We start from the raw sequence: 22,017 nt of genomic DNA on the forward strand, positions 1-22,017 counted from the left end.
CTAGTCTTTGCTCGACTCTTTGTCTTCACGGACGCGTTCAAACTCCTGAGTATCCTCAGGTTTCTTGCCGTTCTGGGACTCGTCACCGTTTTGGACTTCGACCTCATCGGTGTTTTGCAGCCGCTCCCGATATGCTTCCTCACCGGGGCCGGCCATATCGGCACCGCGTTCGATCGCTGCAACGGAGCCGGTATACATTGATCCGTCTTCCGAAGGCTGCGTGAGCGGTACCGACGAGGTATCCGGTCCCGTTTCTTTCAGACCGTTCTCAGTCTTCTTCACAGTCGGGATCCAACCGCGTTCAACTGGCGGTTCGCTACCGCGCCGCGAGGGTACTTTGCCCGTATCAACTTCGGGAACCGCACTGAGATCCCACGGCGTACGTGCCCGAGATTTTGAAGTTTTCGACTCAGCAGCTGTACCGCGCGTCGTTTCGGGTGCCTCGACTTCGGGGGCTGGCCCTTCAGGCAAATTCTCGATACGCATGACGTTCATCGCCATCGGGTGTTCCTCGGAAACAAACCGGATCATGTCTTCCCGGACTAGGCACTGCAGATCCCAGAGTTCACCGGCGTTCCGGGCCGATACGGCTGCTCGCAGCGTCGCTCGATCACCAGCGATATCCAGCACCTGAATTGAGACATCGCGACCGTCCCAGAGATCAGATGATTCAACCAGCGCCCTCAACCGTGTGCGCAGTGCCTCGACCGGCACACGCCAATCGACTTGGAAATCGATACCGGCTGATATCTCGGTGCCAACGCGCGTGTAGTTTTCGAACGGAGTGTTCGTAAAGTATGAGGATGGGTAAATAATGCGTCGACCATCCCAAATTTTCAACACCACATACGACATCGTGATGTCTTCAATCGTGCCGTAGTAATCGTCCATGACGACGACGTCACCCACACGGATCGCATCAGTAAAAGCCAACTGGATACCGGCAAAGACGTTCGTCAACGTCGTCTGCACGGCAAGTGCTGCCACAACGGAAACAAGACCCGCAGAGGCCAACAGACCAGCACCAAGGGCGCGAACCTGAGGGAAGGTCAGCAGAATCGCTGCAATGGCGATGACGACGATAATCGTGCTCAGTACCCGTTTGATGAGCTGCATCTGCGTCTTGATGCGGCGCCCACGGCGATCTTCGGTGGTGGATTCTTCATAGCGGAGTTCAACTCGACGCTGCACCACATTCACAACGCGTAGGGCCAGCCAGGCGAAGCCAGCGACCGTGCCGATCAGCGTGAGGAATTCCAACAGGTTAGAGAGCGCAAAGTCCCGGCCGGACAGGCTCAGCCCAACTCGAGCGCCGAGGAAGGCCATCGCGGTGAATGCGGGGACGAGCAGAATCTTTAAATGACCCCGCATGCGTGGCCGAGTGCGCAACCCGATCCGGACGACCAGCGCGATGAACGTCGTCAAAACCAGGGCGCTCAGCACGCCAATGGACATATTCAAAATGACGCCGAATACTGGGCCCAGGGACTCAACATTTTGTACCGCGGAATCTTGCACGTCCTCGGGGACAGCATTTTCCACGTCCGGCATGGAGGGCGATTCTGTCGGCTCGCCCGGGGCCTCTTCGGTTCCAAATCGCAACATAGGCTCCATTCTGTCAGTCGCAACTGAACTAAAGCTCAAAACGGCTACACTAACAGTCATGCTGAACATCACTGATTTGCGCAACACCACCTATGATCCAGCGACCGTGATGCCGCGAGCAAAGCTCGAAGTTTCGGACGCGTCCCAGATCGTCCAACCCATCATTGACCAGGTACGACACCATGGTGTTTCAGCAGTCCAAGATTTGACCGAACGCTTCGATGGAGTTCGTCCTGCCAGCCTTCGTGTACCAGCTGAAGCCATGGCCAAAGCACTCGAGGAGATCGATCCGGATGTTCGCGCCGCGCTAGAAGAATCTATCACCCGAGCCCGTGCCGTACATGCTGCACAGCTCCCGCCCAACACCGTTGTTCCACTCGCCGATGGCGCCAGTGTAGAAAACCACTGGGTCCCGATCCAACGGGTTGGTCTCTATGTGCCGGGTGGTCGCGCAGTTTATCCGTCGTCGGTCATCATGAATGTGGTGCCAGCACAAGCTGCCGGCGTGCCCGGCCTGGCCGTTACATCTCCCCCGCAAGCTGAGTTCGGTGGACTCCCCCACCCGGTCATCTTGGCAGCCTGCCAACTCCTCGGCGTTGAAGAAGTGTACGCAACCGGTGGAGCACAAGCGATCGCTATGCTCGCGCTGGGCGCCGACGATGAACACGGCCAAACGGTCTGCGAGCCCGTTGATCTCATCACCGGACCTGGAAATGTGTATGTTGCCGCCGCCAAACAAGCATTTTTCGGCCAAGTGGGCATCGACGCCGTGGCTGGCCCTTCTGAAATTCTGGTGCTAGCGGATAACACTGCAACACCGGCTTGGGTCGCAGCCGACCTCATTTCACAGTCCGAGCACGATCCTCTCGCCGCCTCGGTGCTGGTGACCGACTCTATGGAACTGGCCGAGGCCGTCGTCGAGGAAATCGAAACCCAGGTTCCAGGCACACCTTTGGAAGACCAAATCCGCGAGGCACTGACCGGCCAACAATCCGGCGTCCTGGTCGTGGCCTCGATGGCTGATGCCATTGAGGTGACCAACGGTATTGCCACCGAACACTTAGAAATCCACACGGCAGATAACGACGCGGTACTGAAGGACATCACCCACGCCGGTGCAATCTTCCTGGGCCCATACTCTCCTGTCCCCCTGGGCGACTACTCGGCCGGTTCGAACCATGTGTTACCCACCTCCGGTACAGCACGGTTCTCTTCCGGGCTGAACACTGCGTCCTTCCTGCGACTGCAACAACACATTCGGTACGACAAAACCGGCTTAGAACCCATAGCAAAGGGCATCGAAGCACTGGCAGCTTCCGAAGGTCTGCATGCTCACGCGGAAGCTATAGCGCGCCGATTTGAATAAATGTGACAACTTCAACTGTCACAGACAGACGATATAGGATAGTCTTGTTTGCAGAATCACGAGCTCTTACCGTTATGTAGCCCTGGCTGGTAAGACGGCAACCCTCCCACGTTGTAGTGGGGTGCCCCAGGTGATGATTCGGCCACACGGAAGACGCCGTGTCTGGCAAGTACAGCGTTCGAGCGTATTATTCGGGCGCAGAATAGCGAAGGCATGATTGTGACGACTACCTTGCAAGCCCACGAATCTCATACAACCGCCCAACTCTCACACGATATTTCTCCCTTATCGCTTCGTAGTGCGTTTGGGCAGTTCCCCTCTGGTGTAGCCGCACTCGCGGCATCCACCGAGCAGGGCTATGCAGGTATGGCCGCCTCGTCCTTTACCGTGGGTGTTTCACTCGATCCACCTCTGGTGTCCGTGGCCATTCAGAACCATTCCGAGACATGGCCTGCCTTACGGGATGCAGATTCGATCGGTATCTCCATCCTCGGTCAGGGACAAGGTTCTATCGCCCGCCAACTCGCGGCCAAAGGCATCGACCGGTTCGAGGGCCTCGATCTTGAGACACACGACGCCTCAATCTTCATTAACCACGCAGCCCTGTGGTTGGACACGACCGTGTACGCTGAATATCCGGCCGGTGACCACATCATGGTGCTACTCCAGGTCAATAATCTGGCAGACTTCACCAATATCCACGAGCCGCTCGTATTCCATAAGTCCCAGTTCCGCAACCTGGAGATCAATTAACACGTATGGAGTTTGTGCGCGTTGATGTGTGGCTGCACGCGGTTCGACTCTTCAAAACCCGTTCCGCTGCAACTACCGCGGTCAAAGGTGGCAAGATCAAAGTCGATGGCGAGCCCATCAAGCCCTCGCATAAGTTACGAGTCGGACATACGATTACGTTCCGTCAATCCGGGCGTGAACGCGTCATCGAAGTTACCGGCCTCTTAGATAAGCGGGTCGGCCACCCCGTAGCGATCAAACACTACACCGATCACTCTCCGGAACCGGTCCCCCGCTACCTCTTGGCGGTACCGCGGCGCGAACGTGGCGCTGGGCGCCCCACCAAGAAGGAACGTCGTGAACTCGACAAGCTTCGCGGCTACACCAACCGATAAAAAACGTTCAGGAACTTCACAGCTAATGTTCGGGTTATTTAAAACTCGGTCCCTTAGACTTTTCAGTACCTCTTCAAGGTGCGAGTGATGTTGTAATCCCGCTGGCCAGGTGAACCCCTTTCATCTGACCAGCGGGATTTTTTCTTGCCCTCCACTCCCAGTCGTCACGACGAGTCCACAAACTTTAAACTTTCTTAAAACCGCCCCCTTCCGTTAGCATAAACTGTGGCAATACGTGTATTTGCCCTGACTTTATTACCGACGACAAAAGAGACGACGAATAGCAATGAGCGACGGAAACACCGGCACGGTCAAGTGGTTCAACATCGAAAAAGGCTACGGTTTTATCACACCCGATGACGCCTCCTCCGATGTTTTTGTCCATCATACGGCGATCGCTCAAACAGGGTTCCGACGGCTCGAAGATGGTCAGAAGGTCGAATACCTCGCCATAGAAGGTGACCGTGGACTTGTAGCAGATACGGTACGTCCCCTGGCATGAAATTCCACGTCCGCTTAGGATCCGCCACACTCGCAGGTGTTTTCGCCTTGAGTGCGATCGGCGCTGCTCAAGCGGAGAATGAAGACCCCTCGGAACCACCAAACACCGAGCTTTCGCCGGTGACTTCAGACGGTCCGTCAACTGGAACTTCCCCCGAAGACGAACCGCCTGACCTCTCGCAGCCCACCGCTGTAGACACCACAGACGGAACGACCGAACCTCCTCTTCCACCCCCACCATCGCCGAGCGAAGAACCAACAGCGGAGTCGGCCACGCCATCGCTGGAGCCGGTAAACTGCGCTGTGGCTGAAGTCGATGAGACCGAGGTCTTGGTAGATATCCCGGCCGCAGATGGCGAAGACTTTGTAGAAATCGACGGGATAGGTAAGCATCCCGTCGACGATTCCTCACAAGCTGCGCTTCCACATGAAGGTCAAGAAACATTGGACCTAACCATCTGGAAGGGCGAAGCTGCACCGGTTGCTACCTGCTCCGTTTCATTTTCACTCGATGGTGGCGAAGACGAAGACGTCACGGAGGAACCCTCCGGCGAGAGCACTGACGGTACACAACCCCCTGACGACTCTGATACAGGTACTCCAGACGCGCCACCAGAGCCGACAACTCCTGCGCCTGAGCCCCCTGAGAGTACGACCTCTCCTCCGCCAGGAAATACCGACTCTGCTGTCCCACCCCAGCAGCCGCCACCGCCACGACCATCGACATCGCAGGCACCTGTTGACCCAGCACCACCTACTCAAAACAACAACCGGGGTAATGACGATCCGGCACCAGCCGCGCCTGTTCCCCAGCCGCCCTCGCAAGAGTCGACAAGTCCGGTAGAGCGCGAGATCCGTCAACATTCGGATAATCCACGGCATTTGTTGTCCCGAATCTGGGATACAGATTCACACAACGGTTCTGGTCTCATCATGCCCAGACCACGCGATCACAGTGCTGAAGCAACCGAATTAGAAACGCTGCCGCCAGTTTCTGAAGATGAGCTAGACGCAATTAAAGCCAGAGTCTCGACCCCTGATAAAGGCAACGGCTTAGCTTCCGATGACTTGCTCAGAGCGGATGTCAACGAACGCCTGACGCATTCAGACACCTGGTGGTTTGTATCGTCGATCGTCGGACTGGGTGTCTTGGGAGCCGGCGTCTGGTGGGCCGTAGCCCGCCGTAAACCAAGACACTAACTCTGCGACTGAGATCCCGTCGGAGGATTTGGTCCTGTCCGCTTATTGACGAGGCGTTCCGCACCCGACAGCCCCAAGATCGTGCAGGCGAACCAAATACCGCCAGCAGGTCCAACTGAACCGGCAACCAGACTGGCCACGAGTGGCAAGGTTACTTGTCCAACGCGGTTGCCCATCAATCGCAGCGCGAGAGCAGGACTACGCCAGGAACGCGGAACAGCCTGTGAAATCATCGTCATCGTGAGCGGCTGACCGAGCCCTAAGGTAAATCCTCCGGCTGCCATGAAAACAAAAGCTGCAACAATCCCCACGATGCCTAGTCCCAAGACACCTGGAACGATGGCCAGGGCCACCGCCGATATTAACAGCGACACCAGCAATAAGAAATTTCGTGAGTACTTGGCCGACAACGGTCGGATGAAGACTCGTGAAATAACCGACGTTGCACCACGCACCGCGAGCAGCGCCCCAATGACTAGGGGCGAGACTCCCACCGATTCACCGACCAATGGCATGAAGGCCACCAGGATATCCAGGATCGCCAGCAAAGCTAACGCCGCGAGCATGTGCGAAGCGATGCCCGGCTGTTTCAAGATGTTGAGCATCGAGGGTTTCTGACCAGGCCCGACAATGACGATCTCTTGTGTCTGTGTGACGGTCCGCGCTGGAGAAGCACGCAACGTATAAAGGATGGGAACAGCCACGATCGAGGTAACAGCACCGATCCAAAGCGCAAGGTTCACGCTGTACGACAAGTCATCTCCGCTAGCTTGGGTCTCGGCCAGTGACGTATTTCCCAGCAGGAATCCCGAAAGCAATGGACCGAGCATCTGGCCGACGCTAAACGAGGCAGTAAACCACCCAAAGTTTGCGTCCATATCTGTGGCACGCGACCTCCGAGCCACCATGCTTTGACCACCGATCGTGAACATCAAATGCCCAATACCGAAGATCGCAGAAGCAACCATGAGCTGCACAATATGGTCGGTGAGCGCTAGGTATGCCGCACCCAGCACCAGGACCATGATCCCAAGCGCGACGAAATTTCGCGGAGATTTGAGACGTCCTTGAAGCCGACCAAAAGGTAGCGCTAAGAAAAGTGGCAACAGCGCATATGCTGCGGTTGCCATACCAATCTCCGTTTCGCCCCAGCCAAGTGAAATGAGCTTATAGCTGGTGACCGGTCGGACCAGGTTCGCAGTTGTTTGAGTCAGCACACCTGCGGCGACCATTAACCAGAGCCACCCTGGTAATCCAGTACCGGACGTTTTTGTCATGAGTAGAGAGCGCATTCCTTATAACTTGTGGGGCCTCAGATGGCCACAGACAACACTACCAAGACGGAGGTGTTAGACATGCAATGCTCAAGCCGCATATTGGCATTATCAGTAGTGTTATAGGCAAGTACCAGGCGTAGTTCTTCTGTTGTTCAGATCCTTAGGTGAAACCATGAATTCTCCGTACCATCACCGGACTTATATCCCTGCCGCGCAGCGTGGGGCTTCGTCCCTTCTCGCTGCCCAGGCTTCACCGCTTGGCGATGAGCTGTTCTTTCTGGTCGAACAAATTCATTATGAATTTCAAACACGAATGCACACGGCCTTGACTGGCCTCGGGCTCGACGTACGCCAGTACACAACACTGTCGTTTATTGCAACAGGTTCTGGTCGGGCCCAGCACGATGTCGCCGCAATTCTTCAGCTGGATCCCTCACAGGCGGTCAAACTTACAAAAGCTCTTGAAGCTGACGGATTGCTAACGCGCGAGACGTCGCCGCACGACCGTCGGTCCAAGTTACTGGCGATCACAGATGCGGGTCTGGAACTCTATACGCAAGCCAAAGCACTCGTAGAGCAGGTACACGAATCATTAACCGAGGCATTGTCGCGACGAGACCAAAAAGCCCTGGACGCCCTACTGCGTCGAATTCTGCCAATCCCCTAGCTTCACAAGGGAAGGCGTGCTTAAAGCAAAAATCGTCAGGCACGCCGCCTGACGATTTTGAACTCTACCGGATACTGTTATTCAGCACTCGATACGGTGTAAAGACGTTTATTGGAGTCATCGCCACTGGATGACGAAGGCAGATAATATTCTGGATCGACCCATTTGTCGTTGATTTTAATTTCAAAGTGAATATGAGGACCGGTCGAGTTACCTGTTGAGCCAGCAAGGGCAATAGTGTCACCCTGTCCGACGGTCTGTCCGACCCCAACATTGAGCTGGGAGTTGTGGCTGTAGGCGGTTACTACGCCGTTGCCGTGGTCAATTTCGACGCGATTGCCACCGGTGCTGTGAACTCCAGCAAAGGTGACAGTGCCCGATTCGGTTGCTTTGACCGGGGTACCTGTTGGCACCGGGAAATCTGTTCCGACATGGAATTGCGTGCCGCCGCCAGTTGGGTTGCCGCGCATTCCAAAGGTGGAAGAAGTTCTGGTCGAATCCGCTGGGAAGGTCAGCTGCAAGTTGCCGGGCAGCGATTTCAGGGATCCGTTATCTGGGTTTGTTGCTTCAGCAACGGCTAGCTGGCCAGCTGCGACATCGCCTTCACCTTCTTGGTGAAGGTGTCCCAGACCAACTTGGGAGGCAGCCATTTCACTGGTCATCTTGGCAACGACTCGTTCGTCTCCACCACTGATGGCCGCAGGAATGGTTGTTGTTTGACGTGGGCTTTCTGCAGCTGCCTCGTCAATTCCGCTGGCGTTAGCAGTGCCGCCGAAGGCAAGCTGTTCACCGTCGCTCAATGCGGTAGCGCCGAGAGTAACGGCCACCGAAGACACTGCAACGGCAATGCCCGTGGTAACGACGGGAGCTTTACGTCCACCCTTGTGGCTGCTGGATTCGCGCAGCGAGCGACGTGAAGGAAATTCGGAAAGTGTCATAAAAAGTGCTCACCAGAAAGGGAAAATCAAAGATTGCTTCTCATATAGTAGCGTTATCAATTCGTTATATCCAATCGCCGAGAGGATGCTCATGGATATCGAATCGTTAATCGTCCTGGAGCTGCGGATTTACCGCTGGACGTATTGGGGAGGAAGTCTTGTAACAGAGGCTCAGAGCAGAGCCTATTCACTGAGGTCGACGCACGACAAGTGACGCGATATACAGCTACCGCCATACGAACAGATCGTTTCGTCCGAGGTCACCCGGATATTTGCACGGAAGTTTTTGCTGACCCACTCCTGGAAATATATGCAGATTCCAGACGTTGACTGTCCGAACAAGCTGCAGCGGTGGGCCCCTTGCAATGCATTGCAAAGGCCTCAGCGGGTAAGCTAGGTCTCGCTTCGCCCAGCAGCGAAACGCATCTTTATCGTGTGATCTCCTCGTTATAAACATGCTCTGACTCTACGGTTGGCACAATTTGCGCAACGTTGTGTCGCTGCAATTGTGGATAACGTGCCTGTGCTGTCGAGACATCAGAGACGAAATATGTTTTCAGTTGTATGATGGCCCGAATACGTCAGTTACCAACTGGCCTGCGCCGCATACAAAGACGTGTGTGACGATTCTGAAGCGGACCGATCCGCTAGACCTGCTCCACATCCCGGAGCAACTATGAATTTGAACCCGGGGTTACGCCCCGGGTCTTCGTATGTGTAAGCCGCGATGGTGTCGTCCTACGGAAGTGCGAGTCGCATTGCGGTTATGGATAAGAGAGCCATGACAGAAGTTCAACTAGACCATCGTACCGAGACCGATCTGATCGGAACGGTCGAGCTACCGACTGACGCGTATTACGGTGTCAACACCGTTCGTGCGGCAGAAAACTTTCAGCTGTCGTCGACACGTCTGAACCAGTTTCCGGAACTCATTGCTGCGCTAGCCATTATCAAGCAGGCCGCAGCCGCAGCAAACCGTGATGTTGGTGCGCTGGATGCAACAATCGCCGACGCCATTATTTCGGCTTCACAGGAAGTGGCCTCGGGTCAACTGCACGAACAGTTTATTCTGGACATGATCCAGGGTGGCGCTGGCACCTCCACCAATATGAATGCCAATGAAGTGATCGCGAACCGCGCACTCGAACATCTGGGACATTCCAAAGGTGACTATGATGTGCTGCACCCGCTGAACCACGTGAACATGGGACAGTCGACCAACGACGTCTACCCATCAGCACTTAAGCTGGCCCTGCACCAGATGACCGGCGACCTGCTCAATAGCTTGGCTGTGCTCAAAGCTTCCCTGCAGGCCAAGGCCAAAGAATTCAACAGTGCCGTCAAAATGGGTCGCACCCAGATGCAAATCGCTGTTCCTATGACCCTGGGCCAAGAATTTGGTGCCTGGGCCGTGATGATCGAACGCGCTGAAACCGGTCTGCAACGCGTCCGCTTTGACCTGTTGGAGCTGAACCTCGGTGGCACCGCCATCGGAACCGGCATAAACGCCAACGAGGGCTACCGCGAGCGCGCCATCGAACATCTGCGCGAGATCACCGGACTCAACGGCATTGCCTCAGCATCCGATCTGATTGCGTCCACCGCAGATACCCAAATCTTTGTGGATCTCTCCGGCGCGCTCAAACGTGCAGCAACCACGATGTCGAAGATCGCCAATGACCTTCGGGTCCTCTCCTCCGGTCCTTCCGGCGGTTTCGCAGAAGTCAACTTGCCAGCACGTCAGGCAGGCTCATCGATCATGCCGGGCAAGGTCAACCCGGTTATCCCGGAAGCAGTCAACCAGGTTGCATTCCAGGTTGCTGGCCACGATACTGCCATCACCATGGCGTCTGAAGCAGGTCAGCTAGAACTGAACCCGTTTGAGCCAATCATGGCGCGTGGGCTGTTCGACTCGATCATGACCTTGAGCAATGCTGCGACGATGTTTGCTGAGAAGTGCATCGACGGCATCACCGCCAATACTGCATTGATGCGCGACGTCGTTGAAGGGTCCGCTGGGCTGGCCACCGTGTTCTCCCCGGTAGTTGGCTACAAGGCTGCGACCGCGCTTGCCGTCGAGGCGAACACCACCGGCGCGAAGGTCACCGACCTGGCCGTGGACAAGGGGTTACTTTCGAAAATGCAAGTGCAGCAGTTGATTAATGACGCCCTAGAGATTTAGGCAAACAGTTCCGGGGCGTTCATGATGATCACCCCGGCGACCATGAAAACCAGTCCGATCACTTGTAGTGGTTGGACTGGTTTTTTTGGTGCTGACAGCAAACCAAAGTGATCAACAGCGAGCGAGCCGGCGATAATACCCGTTTGGGTAACAATCACGGTTGCGGCAGATCCGATCAGGGGTGACAAGAACGCCACGCCTGTTACATACAGTGCACCTAGGACCCCGCCTAACCACATCCACCACGGGTTTTTCCGTTCACCGGCGGGTACGGTGAGCCGCAATGACGGTCGGGTGATGGCCAGTAGGCAGAGCAGTGCCGCGGTTCCGACGAGAAATGAGATAAACCCTGCGTGGATGGCCGAACCCAGCACAGTGGTCAGTTGGCCGTTGACCGCCACCTGGATGCCAAAACAGATGCCAACGCCGAGTCCAACCAGGTACCAGATCGGTGACGGCGCAGCGCGCTGCAGCTGAGGTCTTGCCCGGCCGCCGATAACCGCGAGCAGTGCTGCTAACAATACGATCAAGGCTCCGACCAACCGCCAGGGGCTCGCTTCGTAAATGTCGACACCAAACAGACCGAAATGATCAATGGTCATAGTGGTGATGACTTGGGCTGTGAGGTTCAGTGCGGTCGAATATAACGCCCCGATGATGGGTAACAGCAACACCGTCGTCGTCATACCGACCACTCCAACGAGTCCGCCGATCCACAGCCAGCCCGGCTGGGTAGTCAGATGATTGCTGTCGAATCCGAGGGTGCCGGCTGTGGCCCAGGTCAGGACCGCCAAACACAGGGTCCCAACCAGAAAGGAGATGGTAGCCATCACCCAGGGCGAGGCAACCGCTGAACGTAGCCGGTTATTGATCGCCGATTGCGACGGCATCAACACGCCGATCGCCATACCTAGTAGCCCATACAGCACCGCAAACTCCCATGGTAGACAAAACTACCCTTAGCCTAGTCGGAAGCTAGATGGCCCGCCCCGGTGTGAGAATATTGTTGGGATCCAGCGCCTGTTTAATACTCCGTTGCGTGTCAAGTACTGCCTGACTCAGCTGGATAGGCAGCTCGTGGTGTTTGACGGCACCGATACCGTGCTCACCCGTGAGCGTCCCACCCAGGGAGACAGCGAGCCGGCCAATATCGTCGAGAACTCGTTCGGCTGCCTCATGCTCTTCGGGCGTATCGTCGGCTTCAACGGTTGGATGCAGATTGCCATCGCCAGCGTGGGCAACAAAAGTAATGGCCCGATCGTGTTTTTCAGCGAGTGCTTCGATCCCCCGGAACATGTTGGCAAGTTCTCCGACCGGCACTCCGACATCACAAGATACACGCAGACCCCGTGCTGTCAGTGCCGGGTTGGCGAGACGCCTGGCCTCAAGCAATGTGTCGTCCTGAGCCACGGTGACTTCAACGGCGCCGTGCCGTTCACACAGCTGCGTGATGTGGTGAGCTGTTTGTTCGGCATCGTGCCCGACGGTTTGACCGATCAGCACCGCAGCTTTGGGGACAATCATCCCCGAGGGATAGAACTCTTCGACCATTTCAACACTGTAGGCGTCCATGAGCTCAAGGACTTCTGGCTGAGCTTCGCCGTTGACGATCGCGGTAACGGCTTCACCGGCCGACTGGATGTCATCAAAACTCGCTCGGAAGGTGCGCGGGGTACCCGGCGGCACCGGCTTGAGTCGCACAGTGGCCGCGGTAATGACGCCCAGGGTGCCCTCCGAGCCCACGAATAAGCTGGTCAAATCCAAACCTGCCACGTTCTTTCGAGTGCGTGCACCCGTATCGAGTACGGTGCCATCGGCCAGCACGACTTCGAGTGCGGCAACGGCATCACGGGTCACACCGTGGGCGATGCACCGCAGGCCACCGGCGTTGGTGGCGATATTGCCGCCGACCGTTGAAATTTCCACGCTTGCTGGATCGGGTGGGAAAAATAATCCGTGTTCTCGCACGGCGATGTCCAGGTCAGCTGTGATGACGCCGGCTTCCACGACGGCGAGCCGATTGACCGGATCAATTTCACGGATCGTGCTAAAGCGTTCCAGAGAAATGACGAGACCATTCGCATACCCGACCGCTCCCCCGGCCAATCCGGTGCCGGCACCACGAATGGATACCGGAATCTGATGCCGATTAGCCCATGCCAGTGCGGTGGAAACGTCTTCGGTGCTGCTGGCTATCACAAGGGCAAGGGGCGCCCCGCACGGAACATACCGGGAACTGTCTTTGGCCGTGCGTTCAAGCTCTGGTCCTTCGGTCACCACGGCATCACCCAGCGACTCGAGCAATTCGGCGAGCGCTTGGTTCTGTGTGAGTGTTTTGCCGGGCATGGGAATCCTTATTGTCGAGTTGAAGCATCCAGTATGGGCCACACGGCGACCACACCGTGACCTATCACACGACCAGAATATTACAGTTCCGTGCGCACATGTCGTATTCCTCAAGCCGCAGAATGTGTACGGCGAGCTAGTTTCAGTCCGCCGACAAGACGAGTAGTATAGCCTTCAAGTGTTCTTGTGTCGTTGCCAAGCACTGTGTCCTTCAAGGCGTTTGGGTAGTCGGCACGAGATTTTTGCGCGCATGGCACGTGTTCAACATCAACTCGCGCTTGATGAGACGGCTACGTAAGGGAGGAATAGCCTGATGGCTCATGGGTCACGGTGGATTACCCCGGCCGAAACTGAACCCACACAACGGGTATGGATGAACTTCCCGCGCGCTGGTGCCCAAAACCTGTCCGCCCTGTGGAAACTCTCCTCTGGTCGTCGTGCTTGGACCCGGTTGGCCGAAACGATCAATCGCCACGTTCCGGTCACGCTGCTCGTTGATCCGGACGATCAGCGCACCGTGTCTTCCTTCGTGTATTCCGACATCGACACCATGGTCCTACCCTTCAATAACGCACTCCTGCGTCGCACCGGTCCCACCATGGTTGCCTCCCGCCGTCCACAAGCCAATGGTGGACGGCGTCCGCGTCGGGTGTTAGGCATGGTGGATTTCACGTTCAATGGTTTCGGACGCCTCCCCGGTGTGAACTACGGCCTCGACGACACCTTGCCCGGCACCCTCATGGGTCTGCTGGACACCGCTTCCGGAATGACCGAGCGCAGACTTTCCATGATGGTCGCCGAGGGTGGCTCATGGGTAACCGACGGCAATGGCACCGCCATCGCCTCCGAAGCCATGTTGACCGACCAGCGGCGCAATCCGGGCTGGTCCGTCAGCAACGCCGAACGGGAACTGCGCCGCAACGTCGGAATCGATCACTTCATCTGGTTACCACGCGGCCTGACCCAGGGGGCAGCCCCCGAGGGATGGGGCGGCTACATCGACCAGCTCGTCGCCTTCCACTCCCCAGGGCGGGTACTGCTCCACAATCAGACAGACCCTTCGCATCCTGATCACGAAGTCACCAATCAGGCACGCGAGATCCTCCAACATGCAACCGATGCACACGGCAATCCCCTCGATATCATTGAGATCCCGGCCCCGCAGACACACTCGGACATGCGCGGCCCCGTCAATTGGTCATACCTGGACTACCTGGTGCTCAACGACGTCATCATTGTGCCGCGCTTCGTCGACCCGCATGACGCCGAGGCACACGAACTGCTGGCTAAGCTCTACCCGGAGCATCGCATTGTGCCGTTCATGGCCCAAGACCTCTTTGACCACGGTGCTTCGATTCGTGCCGTGACCCTGCCACAACCTCAAATCAGCAACCGACGCTAAGGAGTGCATTGGCCACACAGCACATGACCAGAACACAGCGATCCATCCTGGTGGTCGTACTCGTTCCGGTCTTCATGTCGCTGCTGTCGATCTCCTCGATCAACGTGGTCCTCCCGGCCGTCCAAGCTTCACTCGAGGCACCAACCAGCCAAATTCAGTGGGTACTCTCCGGCTATACGCTGGCCTTCGGGGTCTTACTGGTGGCCGGTGGACGTGCCGGTGACACATTTGGACGAGGCAAACTCTTCGTCGCGGGTCTGGCACTCTTCGGTCTCGGCTCACTCATCGCCGGGCTCGCACTGAACGGCCCCATGCTGATCGCCGCCCGAATTATCACCGGGTTCGGCTCCGGACTCCTCAACCCCCAAACCGTGGGGTTCATCCAACAATTCTTCGACGGCCCACGCCGCGCACGCGCCTTCGCATCCTTCGGCTCGGTCGTCGGAGTTTCGGTTGCCATCGGGCCGGTGCTGGGTGGCGGTCTGATCGCGCTGCTCGGCCAGGATTTGGGCTGGCGCTGGACGTTTTTGGTCAACGTCCCCATCGCCGCGGCCGCCATGTGGTCTGCCTACCGCAACTTCCCCGCTGCAGCCTGGCGACGCTATGTGCCCGAAGGCATAGACGACACACACCACAAACCAGATATCGATCCCGTGGGTACCACCATGTTCACCCTGGGCACCCTGTTGGTGATGTGGACATTCTTAGAACTCGATAAGGGCGGGCTCTACTTGATCATGCTCCCCATCGGCGTCATCATTTTAGCCTGGTGGGTTTGGTGGGAACGCCGCTATAAACGCCGCGGCGGCGACCCGATGGTCGATATGGCACTGTTCAAAAACCGCTCGTATCGCAATGGCACCCTGCTAATCGGTCTGTTCTTTACCGGTTCCACCTCGGTGTGGGTCACGGTCGCGATCTTCTTGCAAACCGGACACGGTATCTCAGCGCTGCTCGCCGCACTGGTGGGTCTGCCCTCGGCCGTCGCAACATCCATCACCTCCCAGATTGCCGGCCGCTACGTGCTGCGCGCTGGCCGCGCCATGGTTGCCTGGGGCATGACAGTCACGCTGACCGCCCTGGGTTCGTCGATGTTCGTCGTGGTGGGCGTGCATCTGTGGGATTGGTCGGTCTGGTGGCTCATCATGACCTTGGCTCTGCTCGGGGTCGCGCAAGGGTTTATCGTTTCGCCCAATCAGACGCTATCGCTGATCGAAGTCCCCGCCCACGTATCAGGGGTTGCCGGCGGTGTCATGCAAACCGGTCAACGCGTTGGGACCTCGGTTGGCACCGCCCTGATCACCTCGATGCTATTCGGTGTTGCAGCAGCATACTCCTGGAACTGGGCCTTTGTGGCAGCCTTCGGCACGATCATGCTGATGGTCGTGGCCGCGCTGGTCGTCGCCGTCGTTGATATTATCGGCACCCGTCGCGTGCAGGCCGCTGTACCGCAGGGCCATGAAGCCAAATAGCGTCACACAGCTACACCGGCCTCGAAGCCACTGCACGCATGCGGTAGGTTAGGGCATCGACAGGGGAGCAGCCCAAACATGCTGCTGAGAGTGCAAAAGCAGACCCTCGAACCTGAATCCAGCTCATACTGGCGGAGGAAGTCGTAACTCTCCACGCACTGCGTGCCCTCCTAGTAAGGAGGAACCATGAAGAAATCTCTACCGCTACTGGTCGCCAGTGCACTGGCACTTACCGGCTGCTCTATTGCCGACCAGGCCCCGGACAGCGCCGAAGAAACCCAGCCCACGGTCACGATCATGACCCATGACTCGTTCAATGTGCCCGACGAACTCATCGCCGCATTCGAAGACGAGTCCGGGTACTCGGTCTCCACCACCTCCCCGGGCGATGCCGTCGCCATGCTGAATCAACTGATCTTGCAGCAGGACAACCCCACGGTCGACGGGGTCTACGGTATCGACAGCTACTCTGCACCAGAACTGCTCAACCACGACATGCTGACACCCCACGACGCCGACCTGGGCTCAGCCGAACAGTACACCGTCGATGCCGACACCGAAGACCAGCTAGCCCCCATCGACCACGGCCAAGTGTGCGTCAATATCGACAATGAATGGTTCGACGAGGCAGGCATTGCACCACCCGAAACCCTGGATGACCTCACCGATCCCGCCTACGAGGGGCTCTTCGTCACGACCGATCCCACCACCTCCTCGCCCGGGCTCGCATTTTTGGTCGCCACCATTACCGACCAAGACGACTGGCAGGGTTACTGGCAAGACTTACTGGCCAATGGCACCAAGGTTGCCGGCAGCTGGTCTGATGCCTACTACTCAGACTTCAGCTCGGCCGGTGACGGCGACTACCCACTGGTGCTCTCCTACTCCTCCTCACCGTCTGCCGAAGAAGGTCGAACCTCCTCGGCTCTGGGCACCTGTACCGAACAGGTCGAATACGCCGGAGTGGTCGACAACGCGGTCAACCCCGACGGCGCCAAAGCGTTTATCGAATTCATGCTCGACACCGAGTTCCAAAGCTCACTGCCCGAAGAAATGTACATGTACCCGGTCAACGATGAGGTAGCCCTACCCGAGGCCTGGGAACAACACGCCGACCTCGCCGAGGAACCAATCACCGCTGACCTGACCGAAGTCGCAGAGAACCGCGAAGCGTGGCTACACGACTGGACCGACCTCTACGAGAACGCCACCTCGTGACCCTTCGAATCGGGTGGGGTGCCGCACTTGTCACCGTCATCACCTTCCTCACCATATTCTTTGCGTGGCCGGTTGGCGCCATGCTGCTGCGCGGTATCCTCGACGACGCCGGAGCGCTGAACCTCAGCGCATTCGGTGAAGTCCTCACCACGACACGCACCTGGCAGATCGTGGGCCACACACTGACCATGGCCGTGCTCGGCACCATTGGATCGGTAGTGTTCGGCCTGCCCGCCGCATATATCCTCTACCGCACGGATTTTCCGGGGCGAACTGTGCTGCGGTCAATCACCCTGGTGCCCTTCGTGCTGCCAACCGTCGTCGTCGGTGTTGCCTTCCGCGCACTCCTGGGCTCCAACGGGCCGCTCGGCTTCTTGGGCATGGACCAAACGACCGGCGCAATCGTCGCGGCCATGGTGTTCTTCAACATCAGCCTCATCGCCCGGCAGGTTGGCGGGCTGTGGCAGATGTTAGACCCGCGCACAGTTGAAGCCGCGCGCAGCCTCGGGGCGTCCCGGGCGCGAGCCTTTTGCACCATCACCCTCCCCGCACTGACACCCGCGATCGGTGCCTCCGCAGGCCTGGTGTTCCTCTACTGTTCAACCGCTTACTCACTGGTGCGCACCCTAGGCTCCCCCGGCGTGGGCACAATCGAAACCGAAGTCTTCCGGCAAACCCAAACCTTCCTCGATCTGCGCACCGCCGCCGTCTTCTCAGCACTGCAGGTCGTGTTCGTGTTGGCCTCGGTCTGGTTGACCCAGCGTCTCTCCCACCGCGCCACCACGGCCCTGCGCTTGCAACATCCGGTACGCCAACCGCTGGCGCGCACCGACTGGTTTCCCTTCGGCGTCACGATGTTCGCCGTCGTCGTCATCATTCTGCTGCCCATGATCACGCTGATCGAACGATCCCTGATCACCAATGACGGCTACGGGCTTGACAATTACCGTCTGCTCGTCACGTCCTCGGGTTCCGGATTTGCCGGTGGTACGACCGCCGCCCAGGCCCTGGAACACTCGTTGAAGATCGCCCTGGATGCCACGATCATTACACTGGTCGCCGCGATGCTGATCTCGCTGATCATTACCCGCGACGCCAACCACCCGGTCCTGGCCCGCGGCCAACGGTTCCTCGACACCTTCATCATGCTGCCCATGGGCGTATCATCGGTGACCATCGGTTTTGGCTTTCTGGTGTCCATCCACGCCGTGAATCCCTCGTTAGGGCAGTCCGGCGTGCTAGTACCCCTGGCGCAGGCCGTCGTCGCCCTGCCCCTGGTGGTACGCACCATCATCCCGGTCCTCGCCGCCGTCGACCCGAAACAACGCCAAGCCGCCGCCGTTCTCGGCGCCAGCCCGACCCGCATCCTGGCCACCATCGACGCACCCTATCTACTACGCGCCATGGGGCTGGCCGCCGGCCTGAGCTTCTCCGTCGCGCTGGGCGAATTCGGCGCCACCAGTTTCCTGGCCTCCCCCGACTATCAAACCCTGCCCGTCTACATCGTCCGTCTACTCAACCGCCCCGGCGCCGATAATTTCGGTATGGCACTGGCCGCAGCGGTCGTACTGGGTATCGTCGCCGCAATCGCCCTACTCATCGGCGACCGCATCCGCCCACGCATCAGGAGCACCAGATGAAGGCCATCAACCTCACGAACGTTCACCTGCACTACGGCACCGGCCACAACCTCGGCGACGCCGTGCTCAACGGGGCCGACCTACAAGTTGCCGAAGGCGAAATCGTTGGTCTCCTCGGTGCTTCCGGAGCCGGGAAATCCACGCTGTTGCGCGTCATCGCTGGGCTGCAACAGCCCTCGGCCGGAACTGTCATCGTCGCAGGAATAACCACCGACGACGACGGGATGCGCCCGGTGCCACCCCATCTGCGGGACTGCACCATGGTGTTTCAGGATGCCCAGCTGTTCCCGCACCGCACCGTGGCCGCCAATGTGGCCTACGGTCTCGAAGCCGCCAAAGTACCGCGTGCCCAACGTCGTCAACGTGTCGCGCAGGTGTTGGAGATGGTGCAGATCTCCGAGCTTGCCAACCGTGCGGTGACCGCGCTGTCCGGCGGACAAGCACAACGGGTCGCGCTGGCACGGTGTTTGGCGCTGAATCCTGCCGTTATTTTATTTGATGAACCCCTCTCAGCACTGGATCGTGGCTTGCGGCAAACTCTCGCCGTCGACATCCGTGAGTTATTGAAACAAACCGGCACGTCAGCCGTCTATGTAACGCACGATGCCGATGAAGCTACCACGGTCGCCGATCGAATCGCCGTGGTCGAAGACGGCAAGATCGTCGAACTCGGACCGGTCGGTGAGTTGGATAGTTCCGCGCTGACCGAATCTGTGACTCGCTTATTGGGCGGAATCGGCGAGGTCTCCGGGAGGGTCACGTCGGTCTCCGAACAATCCACGACCGTCGAACTCATCGATCAGCACGTGGTGCTACCCGGACGCCACGGTGCCGTCGGCGACACCGTGATGGTGCAGCTCCGCCGTTAAATTCTCGGTGCCCTACTTCAACTAAGGCCTTAGCCACGCTTGTCATGCGTGTGCGTTGACCTGTGGAAATCCCGCATCTTTTGACTGCAAGTTATCCACAAAAGCCACGACACTCAATGACAGAAGATAAAACTCATGCTACGGAGCCAAAGAAAAGTATCTTCCTACTTAAAACCTTGTTAAAATATGCTCAAGAGTGTTGCCAGAACTGTCCTGTCGGGGTAAAATAGTAGGAATACGTCATCACGCTTCTCTTCCGCTACTATTCGTTTTCCGAGGTCACTACTACCCCTTGTTCCATCCCCTGTGCTGAGAGGATGCTCATCGTGGATCGCACTGAGATATTGCCGCCCATCGGACTTCCCGTGTCTACGAATATCGTTGACCTCCAAGCAGCCGATGACGCGTCAATCGGTGAAATCATTCATGCGGCAACCACACTCAGCCATATCGCGGCTGCGCGCATGGCGGATCCAGCCACGTTCCACGAACTTGCAACCTTCACACAGTCTGGTGGTGCTGACTGGTCAGGCTTGCAGGGCGCCGAGCAGAACACTGATGAAGTCAACGTTGAGTGCGATGAGGCAACGCTGCCCGCGCCCACCCCTACCCCACCGGAGAATTACTGCGATACGCTGCCCGCCATCGGGACAATGTTCACCCAGCTGACTCGTACCAACGAGGTGATGATGGCAAACTACGCTGGCATGGTCGATTCCGTAATGCGTGATCAGATCAAGTACCTGGGAGCAACGCATGCGGAAACGTCCTTCCGTGATAGTCGACAATATCTGCGCGACACCATGAAACTCTCGTCGAACGCAGCACAACGGCACCTCGATCGCGCTACATACTTTGCCACTCGCCCTGGCACCGACCCACAGCAACAAGCGAACCAGCCAATCTTTCCAAAGCTAGCTGAGTCATTCACCGCAGGACGCCTACCCGGCGAAAATGCCGATCGATTAGTTGGCATGGATAAAGACCTCATCGAATATGCAAAGAAATCAGGCAAAACAACCGAATTCAAAGACCAAATTATGCATTTCTTTGAGCACGGATTAGTCGAAGCCGGAGAGTCTGCCAGTCCCGAAGAACTGAGTCAGCAAAAGCGTCGATGGATGGATCGTATCGCGCATGAGATCAGCCCAGATGGACCGTCGCCTGCTCAACTCCTTGCCAAGAAGGCTGACAATGCACTCAAAACACGAGGACAACCTGACGGCAGCGGCAGAATCTGGATGGATGCGACTCCCGAGGTCTACGCCAAATTTAAGAACTTTATTCTGCATCAGTCCAATTTCAACGGCAAAGCTCCGGTTATTCCACCGGAACTTGCTGAGCTGCTGAACTCAGATATTGCCCCGGACCTCGACAGGGACGTCCCTGTCGAGGATCCAAAGGAGACCGTTGCCGAAGATTCCGAAGGTCAGCCAGTCTCAGCAGGATATATGGCGCTCATTGACTCAATGACGCACGGACAAAAACTAGGCGCAATCTTCATTGGCATGCTCAACACGATCCTCAGCATGGAACCCGCGGAAATCGGAGTGAAGAAATGCCACGGAGCATCAGCGCAGTTAGTGGTCGTGCAAGACATCCAGACAGCGTACAAGACGCTTGGCTATCCACCTCTACCGCCGGATGCACAGCGTCCACCCGGCCCAGACGGACTGTTGCCACCAATTATCAAACGACCGAATCCAGATACGACGAGGACAACTGACCGGGGAGATCCTGGAGGAGACTTCAACGATCATGTCAGCCCAGTCCCTTGGACCCCATTTGAGTCTGAAGTGATCAACTCGGGACCGATGCACCCGGCCGACGCTGAGATCCTGACCTGCAATGCAGAAATCGTGGCACAAATACGCAATGGGCCAGATACCGTCTTGCGGCAAGAACGAACGAAACGGTTATTCACCCCGGCCCAACGCCGAGCCATACTGACACGCGACCGCGGGTGCCAGGCGCCGGGCTGTACGGTGCCTGCCGCCTACTGCGATATCCACCATATCGTTGCGTGGCTCTGCGGTGGACACACCGACGAAACTAACGCCATCACGTTATGCTCCCGCCACCACACGGCAGTCCATCACGGTAAATGGACCATCAGAAAAGCCGACGGTCTAACGTTCTTCCAACCAGCTGCATGGCTCGATCCATATCAGCCGCTGCTGCGCAATGCCTACTGGAATATCTAACAC

Annotated in this window: 18 protein-coding genes and 1 riboswitch; of the genes, 13 read left to right on the forward strand and 5 right to left on the reverse strand. The window is 57.6% G+C overall.

Features of this window, described 5'->3' with window-relative positions:
* The gene (locus G583_RS16135) at window positions 1-1,605 is read right to left on the reverse strand and encodes a mechanosensitive ion channel family protein (RefSeq protein ID WP_022869512.1); all 1,605 of its coding nucleotides are present in this window, start codon (window positions 1,603-1,605) and stop codon (window positions 1-3) included.
* 58 nt (window positions 1,606-1,663) lie between these two features.
* Between G583_RS16135 and hisD the strand changes: the two genes are divergently transcribed.
* From hisD to G583_RS0101970, 5 genes are all read left to right on the forward strand, one after another.
* Entirely contained in the window at window positions 1,664-2,971 is a 1,308-nt protein-coding gene (gene hisD, locus G583_RS0101950) for a histidinol dehydrogenase (RefSeq protein WP_022869513.1), read from the forward strand.
* A gap of 54 nt (window positions 2,972-3,025) precedes the next feature.
* Window positions 3,026-3,149: riboswitch (SAM riboswitch) on the forward strand.
* Window positions 3,150-3,184: 35 nt separating this feature from the next.
* Complete coding sequence (locus G583_RS0101955) at window positions 3,185-3,724, forward strand: flavin reductase family protein (protein WP_022869514.1); 540 nt, start codon at window positions 3,185-3,187, stop codon at window positions 3,722-3,724.
* A 5-nt stretch (window positions 3,725-3,729) separates the two neighbouring features.
* Window positions 3,730-4,098, forward strand: a complete 369-nt coding sequence (locus tag G583_RS0101960) for an RNA-binding S4 domain-containing protein (protein ID WP_022869515.1) — start codon at window positions 3,730-3,732, stop codon at window positions 4,096-4,098.
* Between the two features lie 286 nt (window positions 4,099-4,384).
* Complete coding sequence (locus tag G583_RS0101965) at window positions 4,385-4,600, forward strand: cold-shock protein (protein ID WP_022869516.1); 216 nt, start codon at window positions 4,385-4,387, stop codon at window positions 4,598-4,600.
* Window positions 4,597-5,799 (forward strand): hypothetical protein, encoded by a 1,203-nt coding sequence (locus tag G583_RS0101970; RefSeq protein WP_022869517.1) that lies wholly within the window; start codon window positions 4,597-4,599, stop codon window positions 5,797-5,799. Before G583_RS0101965 ends, G583_RS0101970 begins: the two co-directional genes overlap by 4 nt.
* On the opposite strand, the gene G583_RS0101975 is transcribed toward G583_RS0101970, so the two are convergent.
* Complete coding sequence (locus G583_RS0101975; protein ID WP_022869518.1) at window positions 5,796-7,076, reverse strand: MFS transporter; 1,281 nt, start codon at window positions 7,074-7,076, stop codon at window positions 5,796-5,798. The genes G583_RS0101970 and G583_RS0101975 overlap by 4 nt on opposite strands.
* Window positions 7,077-7,248: 172 nt before the next feature.
* On the opposite strand from G583_RS0101975, the gene G583_RS13675 reads away from it, so the two are divergent.
* Window positions 7,249-7,743, forward strand: a complete 495-nt coding sequence (locus G583_RS13675; RefSeq protein WP_022869519.1) for a MarR family winged helix-turn-helix transcriptional regulator — start codon at window positions 7,249-7,251, stop codon at window positions 7,741-7,743.
* Window positions 7,744-7,820: 77 nt separating this feature from the next.
* Here the strand turns inward: G583_RS13675 and G583_RS16140 are convergent, their stop codons facing one another.
* The gene (locus G583_RS16140) at window positions 7,821-8,681 is read right to left on the reverse strand and encodes a M23 family metallopeptidase (RefSeq protein WP_022869520.1); all 861 of its coding nucleotides are present in this window, start codon (window positions 8,679-8,681) and stop codon (window positions 7,821-7,823) included.
* A gap of 781 nt (window positions 8,682-9,462) precedes the next feature.
* Between G583_RS16140 and G583_RS0101990 the strand changes: the two genes are divergently transcribed.
* Complete coding sequence (locus G583_RS0101990; protein WP_022869521.1) at window positions 9,463-10,863, forward strand: aspartate ammonia-lyase; 1,401 nt, start codon at window positions 9,463-9,465, stop codon at window positions 10,861-10,863.
* Here G583_RS0101990 and G583_RS0101995 read toward each other — a convergent pair.
* A complete protein-coding gene (locus G583_RS0101995) occupies window positions 10,860-11,792 on the reverse strand; it encodes a DMT family transporter (protein WP_022869522.1) in 933 nt (310 codons plus the stop codon). The genes G583_RS0101990 and G583_RS0101995 overlap by 4 nt on opposite strands.
* 46 nt (window positions 11,793-11,838) lie before the next feature.
* On the reverse strand, window positions 11,839-13,209 hold the full coding sequence (locus G583_RS0102000) for an FAD-binding oxidoreductase (protein WP_022869523.1): 1,371 nt from the start codon (window positions 13,207-13,209) through the stop codon (window positions 11,839-11,841).
* Between the two features lie 313 nt (window positions 13,210-13,522).
* On the opposite strand from G583_RS0102000, the gene G583_RS0102005 reads away from it, so the two are divergent.
* The 6 genes from G583_RS0102005 (at window position 13,523) to G583_RS0102030 (ending at window position 22,014) form a co-directional block, all read left to right on the forward strand.
* Window positions 13,523-14,611, forward strand: a complete 1,089-nt coding sequence (locus tag G583_RS0102005) for an agmatine deiminase family protein (RefSeq protein ID WP_022869524.1) — start codon at window positions 13,523-13,525, stop codon at window positions 14,609-14,611.
* 8 nt (window positions 14,612-14,619) lie between these two features.
* Entirely contained in the window at window positions 14,620-16,083 is a 1,464-nt protein-coding gene (locus tag G583_RS0102010; RefSeq protein WP_022869525.1) for an MFS transporter, read from the forward strand.
* Window positions 16,084-16,269: 186 nt separating this feature from the next.
* Complete coding sequence (locus G583_RS0102015; protein ID WP_022869526.1) at window positions 16,270-17,301, forward strand: thiamine ABC transporter substrate-binding protein; 1,032 nt, start codon at window positions 16,270-16,272, stop codon at window positions 17,299-17,301.
* Window positions 17,256-18,941, forward strand: a complete 1,686-nt coding sequence (locus tag G583_RS13685; RefSeq protein WP_245540559.1) for an ABC transporter permease — start codon at window positions 17,256-17,258, stop codon at window positions 18,939-18,941. The genes G583_RS0102015 and G583_RS13685 overlap by 46 nt, the downstream gene beginning before the upstream one ends.
* A complete protein-coding gene (locus tag G583_RS13690; protein WP_022869528.1) occupies window positions 18,938-19,810 on the forward strand; it encodes an ABC transporter ATP-binding protein in 873 nt (290 codons plus the stop codon). The genes G583_RS13685 and G583_RS13690 overlap by 4 nt, the downstream gene beginning before the upstream one ends.
* Before the next feature lie 326 nt (window positions 19,811-20,136).
* Entirely contained in the window at window positions 20,137-22,014 is a 1,878-nt protein-coding gene (locus tag G583_RS0102030) for an HNH endonuclease signature motif containing protein (RefSeq protein WP_022869529.1), read from the forward strand.
* The last annotated feature ends 3 nt before the right edge of the window (window positions 22,015-22,017 follow it).

Source organism: Yaniella halotolerans DSM 15476 (assembly GCF_000420805.1).
Lineage (GTDB): Bacteria > Actinomycetota > Actinomycetes > Actinomycetales > Micrococcaceae > Yaniella > Yaniella halotolerans.

Coding starts and splice junctions, on each gene's coding strand:
- G583_RS16135 (WP_022869512.1), bottom strand. CDS start 1,605: ATGTTGCGATTTGGAACCGAAGAGGCCCCGGGCGAGCCGACAGAATCG.
- hisD (WP_022869513.1), top strand. CDS start 1,664: ATGCTGAACATCACTGATTTGCGCAACACCACCTATGATCCAGCGACC.
- G583_RS0101955 (WP_022869514.1), top strand. CDS start 3,185: ATGATTGTGACGACTACCTTGCAAGCCCACGAATCTCATACAACCGCC.
- G583_RS0101960 (WP_022869515.1), top strand. CDS start 3,730: ATGGAGTTTGTGCGCGTTGATGTGTGGCTGCACGCGGTTCGACTCTTC.
- G583_RS0101965 (WP_022869516.1), top strand. CDS start 4,385: ATGAGCGACGGAAACACCGGCACGGTCAAGTGGTTCAACATCGAAAAA.
- G583_RS0101970 (WP_022869517.1), top strand. CDS start 4,597: ATGAAATTCCACGTCCGCTTAGGATCCGCCACACTCGCAGGTGTTTTC.
- G583_RS0101975 (WP_022869518.1), bottom strand. CDS start 7,076: ATGACAAAAACGTCCGGTACTGGATTACCAGGGTGGCTCTGGTTAATG.
- G583_RS13675 (WP_022869519.1), top strand. CDS start 7,249: ATGAATTCTCCGTACCATCACCGGACTTATATCCCTGCCGCGCAGCGT.
- G583_RS16140 (WP_022869520.1), bottom strand. CDS start 8,681: ATGACACTTTCCGAATTTCCTTCACGTCGCTCGCTGCGCGAATCCAGC.
- G583_RS0101990 (WP_022869521.1), top strand. CDS start 9,463: ATGACAGAAGTTCAACTAGACCATCGTACCGAGACCGATCTGATCGGA.
- G583_RS0102000 (WP_022869523.1), bottom strand. CDS start 13,209: ATGCCCGGCAAAACACTCACACAGAACCAAGCGCTCGCCGAATTGCTC.
- G583_RS0102005 (WP_022869524.1), top strand. CDS start 13,523: ATGGCTCATGGGTCACGGTGGATTACCCCGGCCGAAACTGAACCCACA.
- G583_RS0102015 (WP_022869526.1), top strand. CDS start 16,270: ATGAAGAAATCTCTACCGCTACTGGTCGCCAGTGCACTGGCACTTACC.
- G583_RS13690 (WP_022869528.1), top strand. CDS start 18,938: ATGAAGGCCATCAACCTCACGAACGTTCACCTGCACTACGGCACCGGC.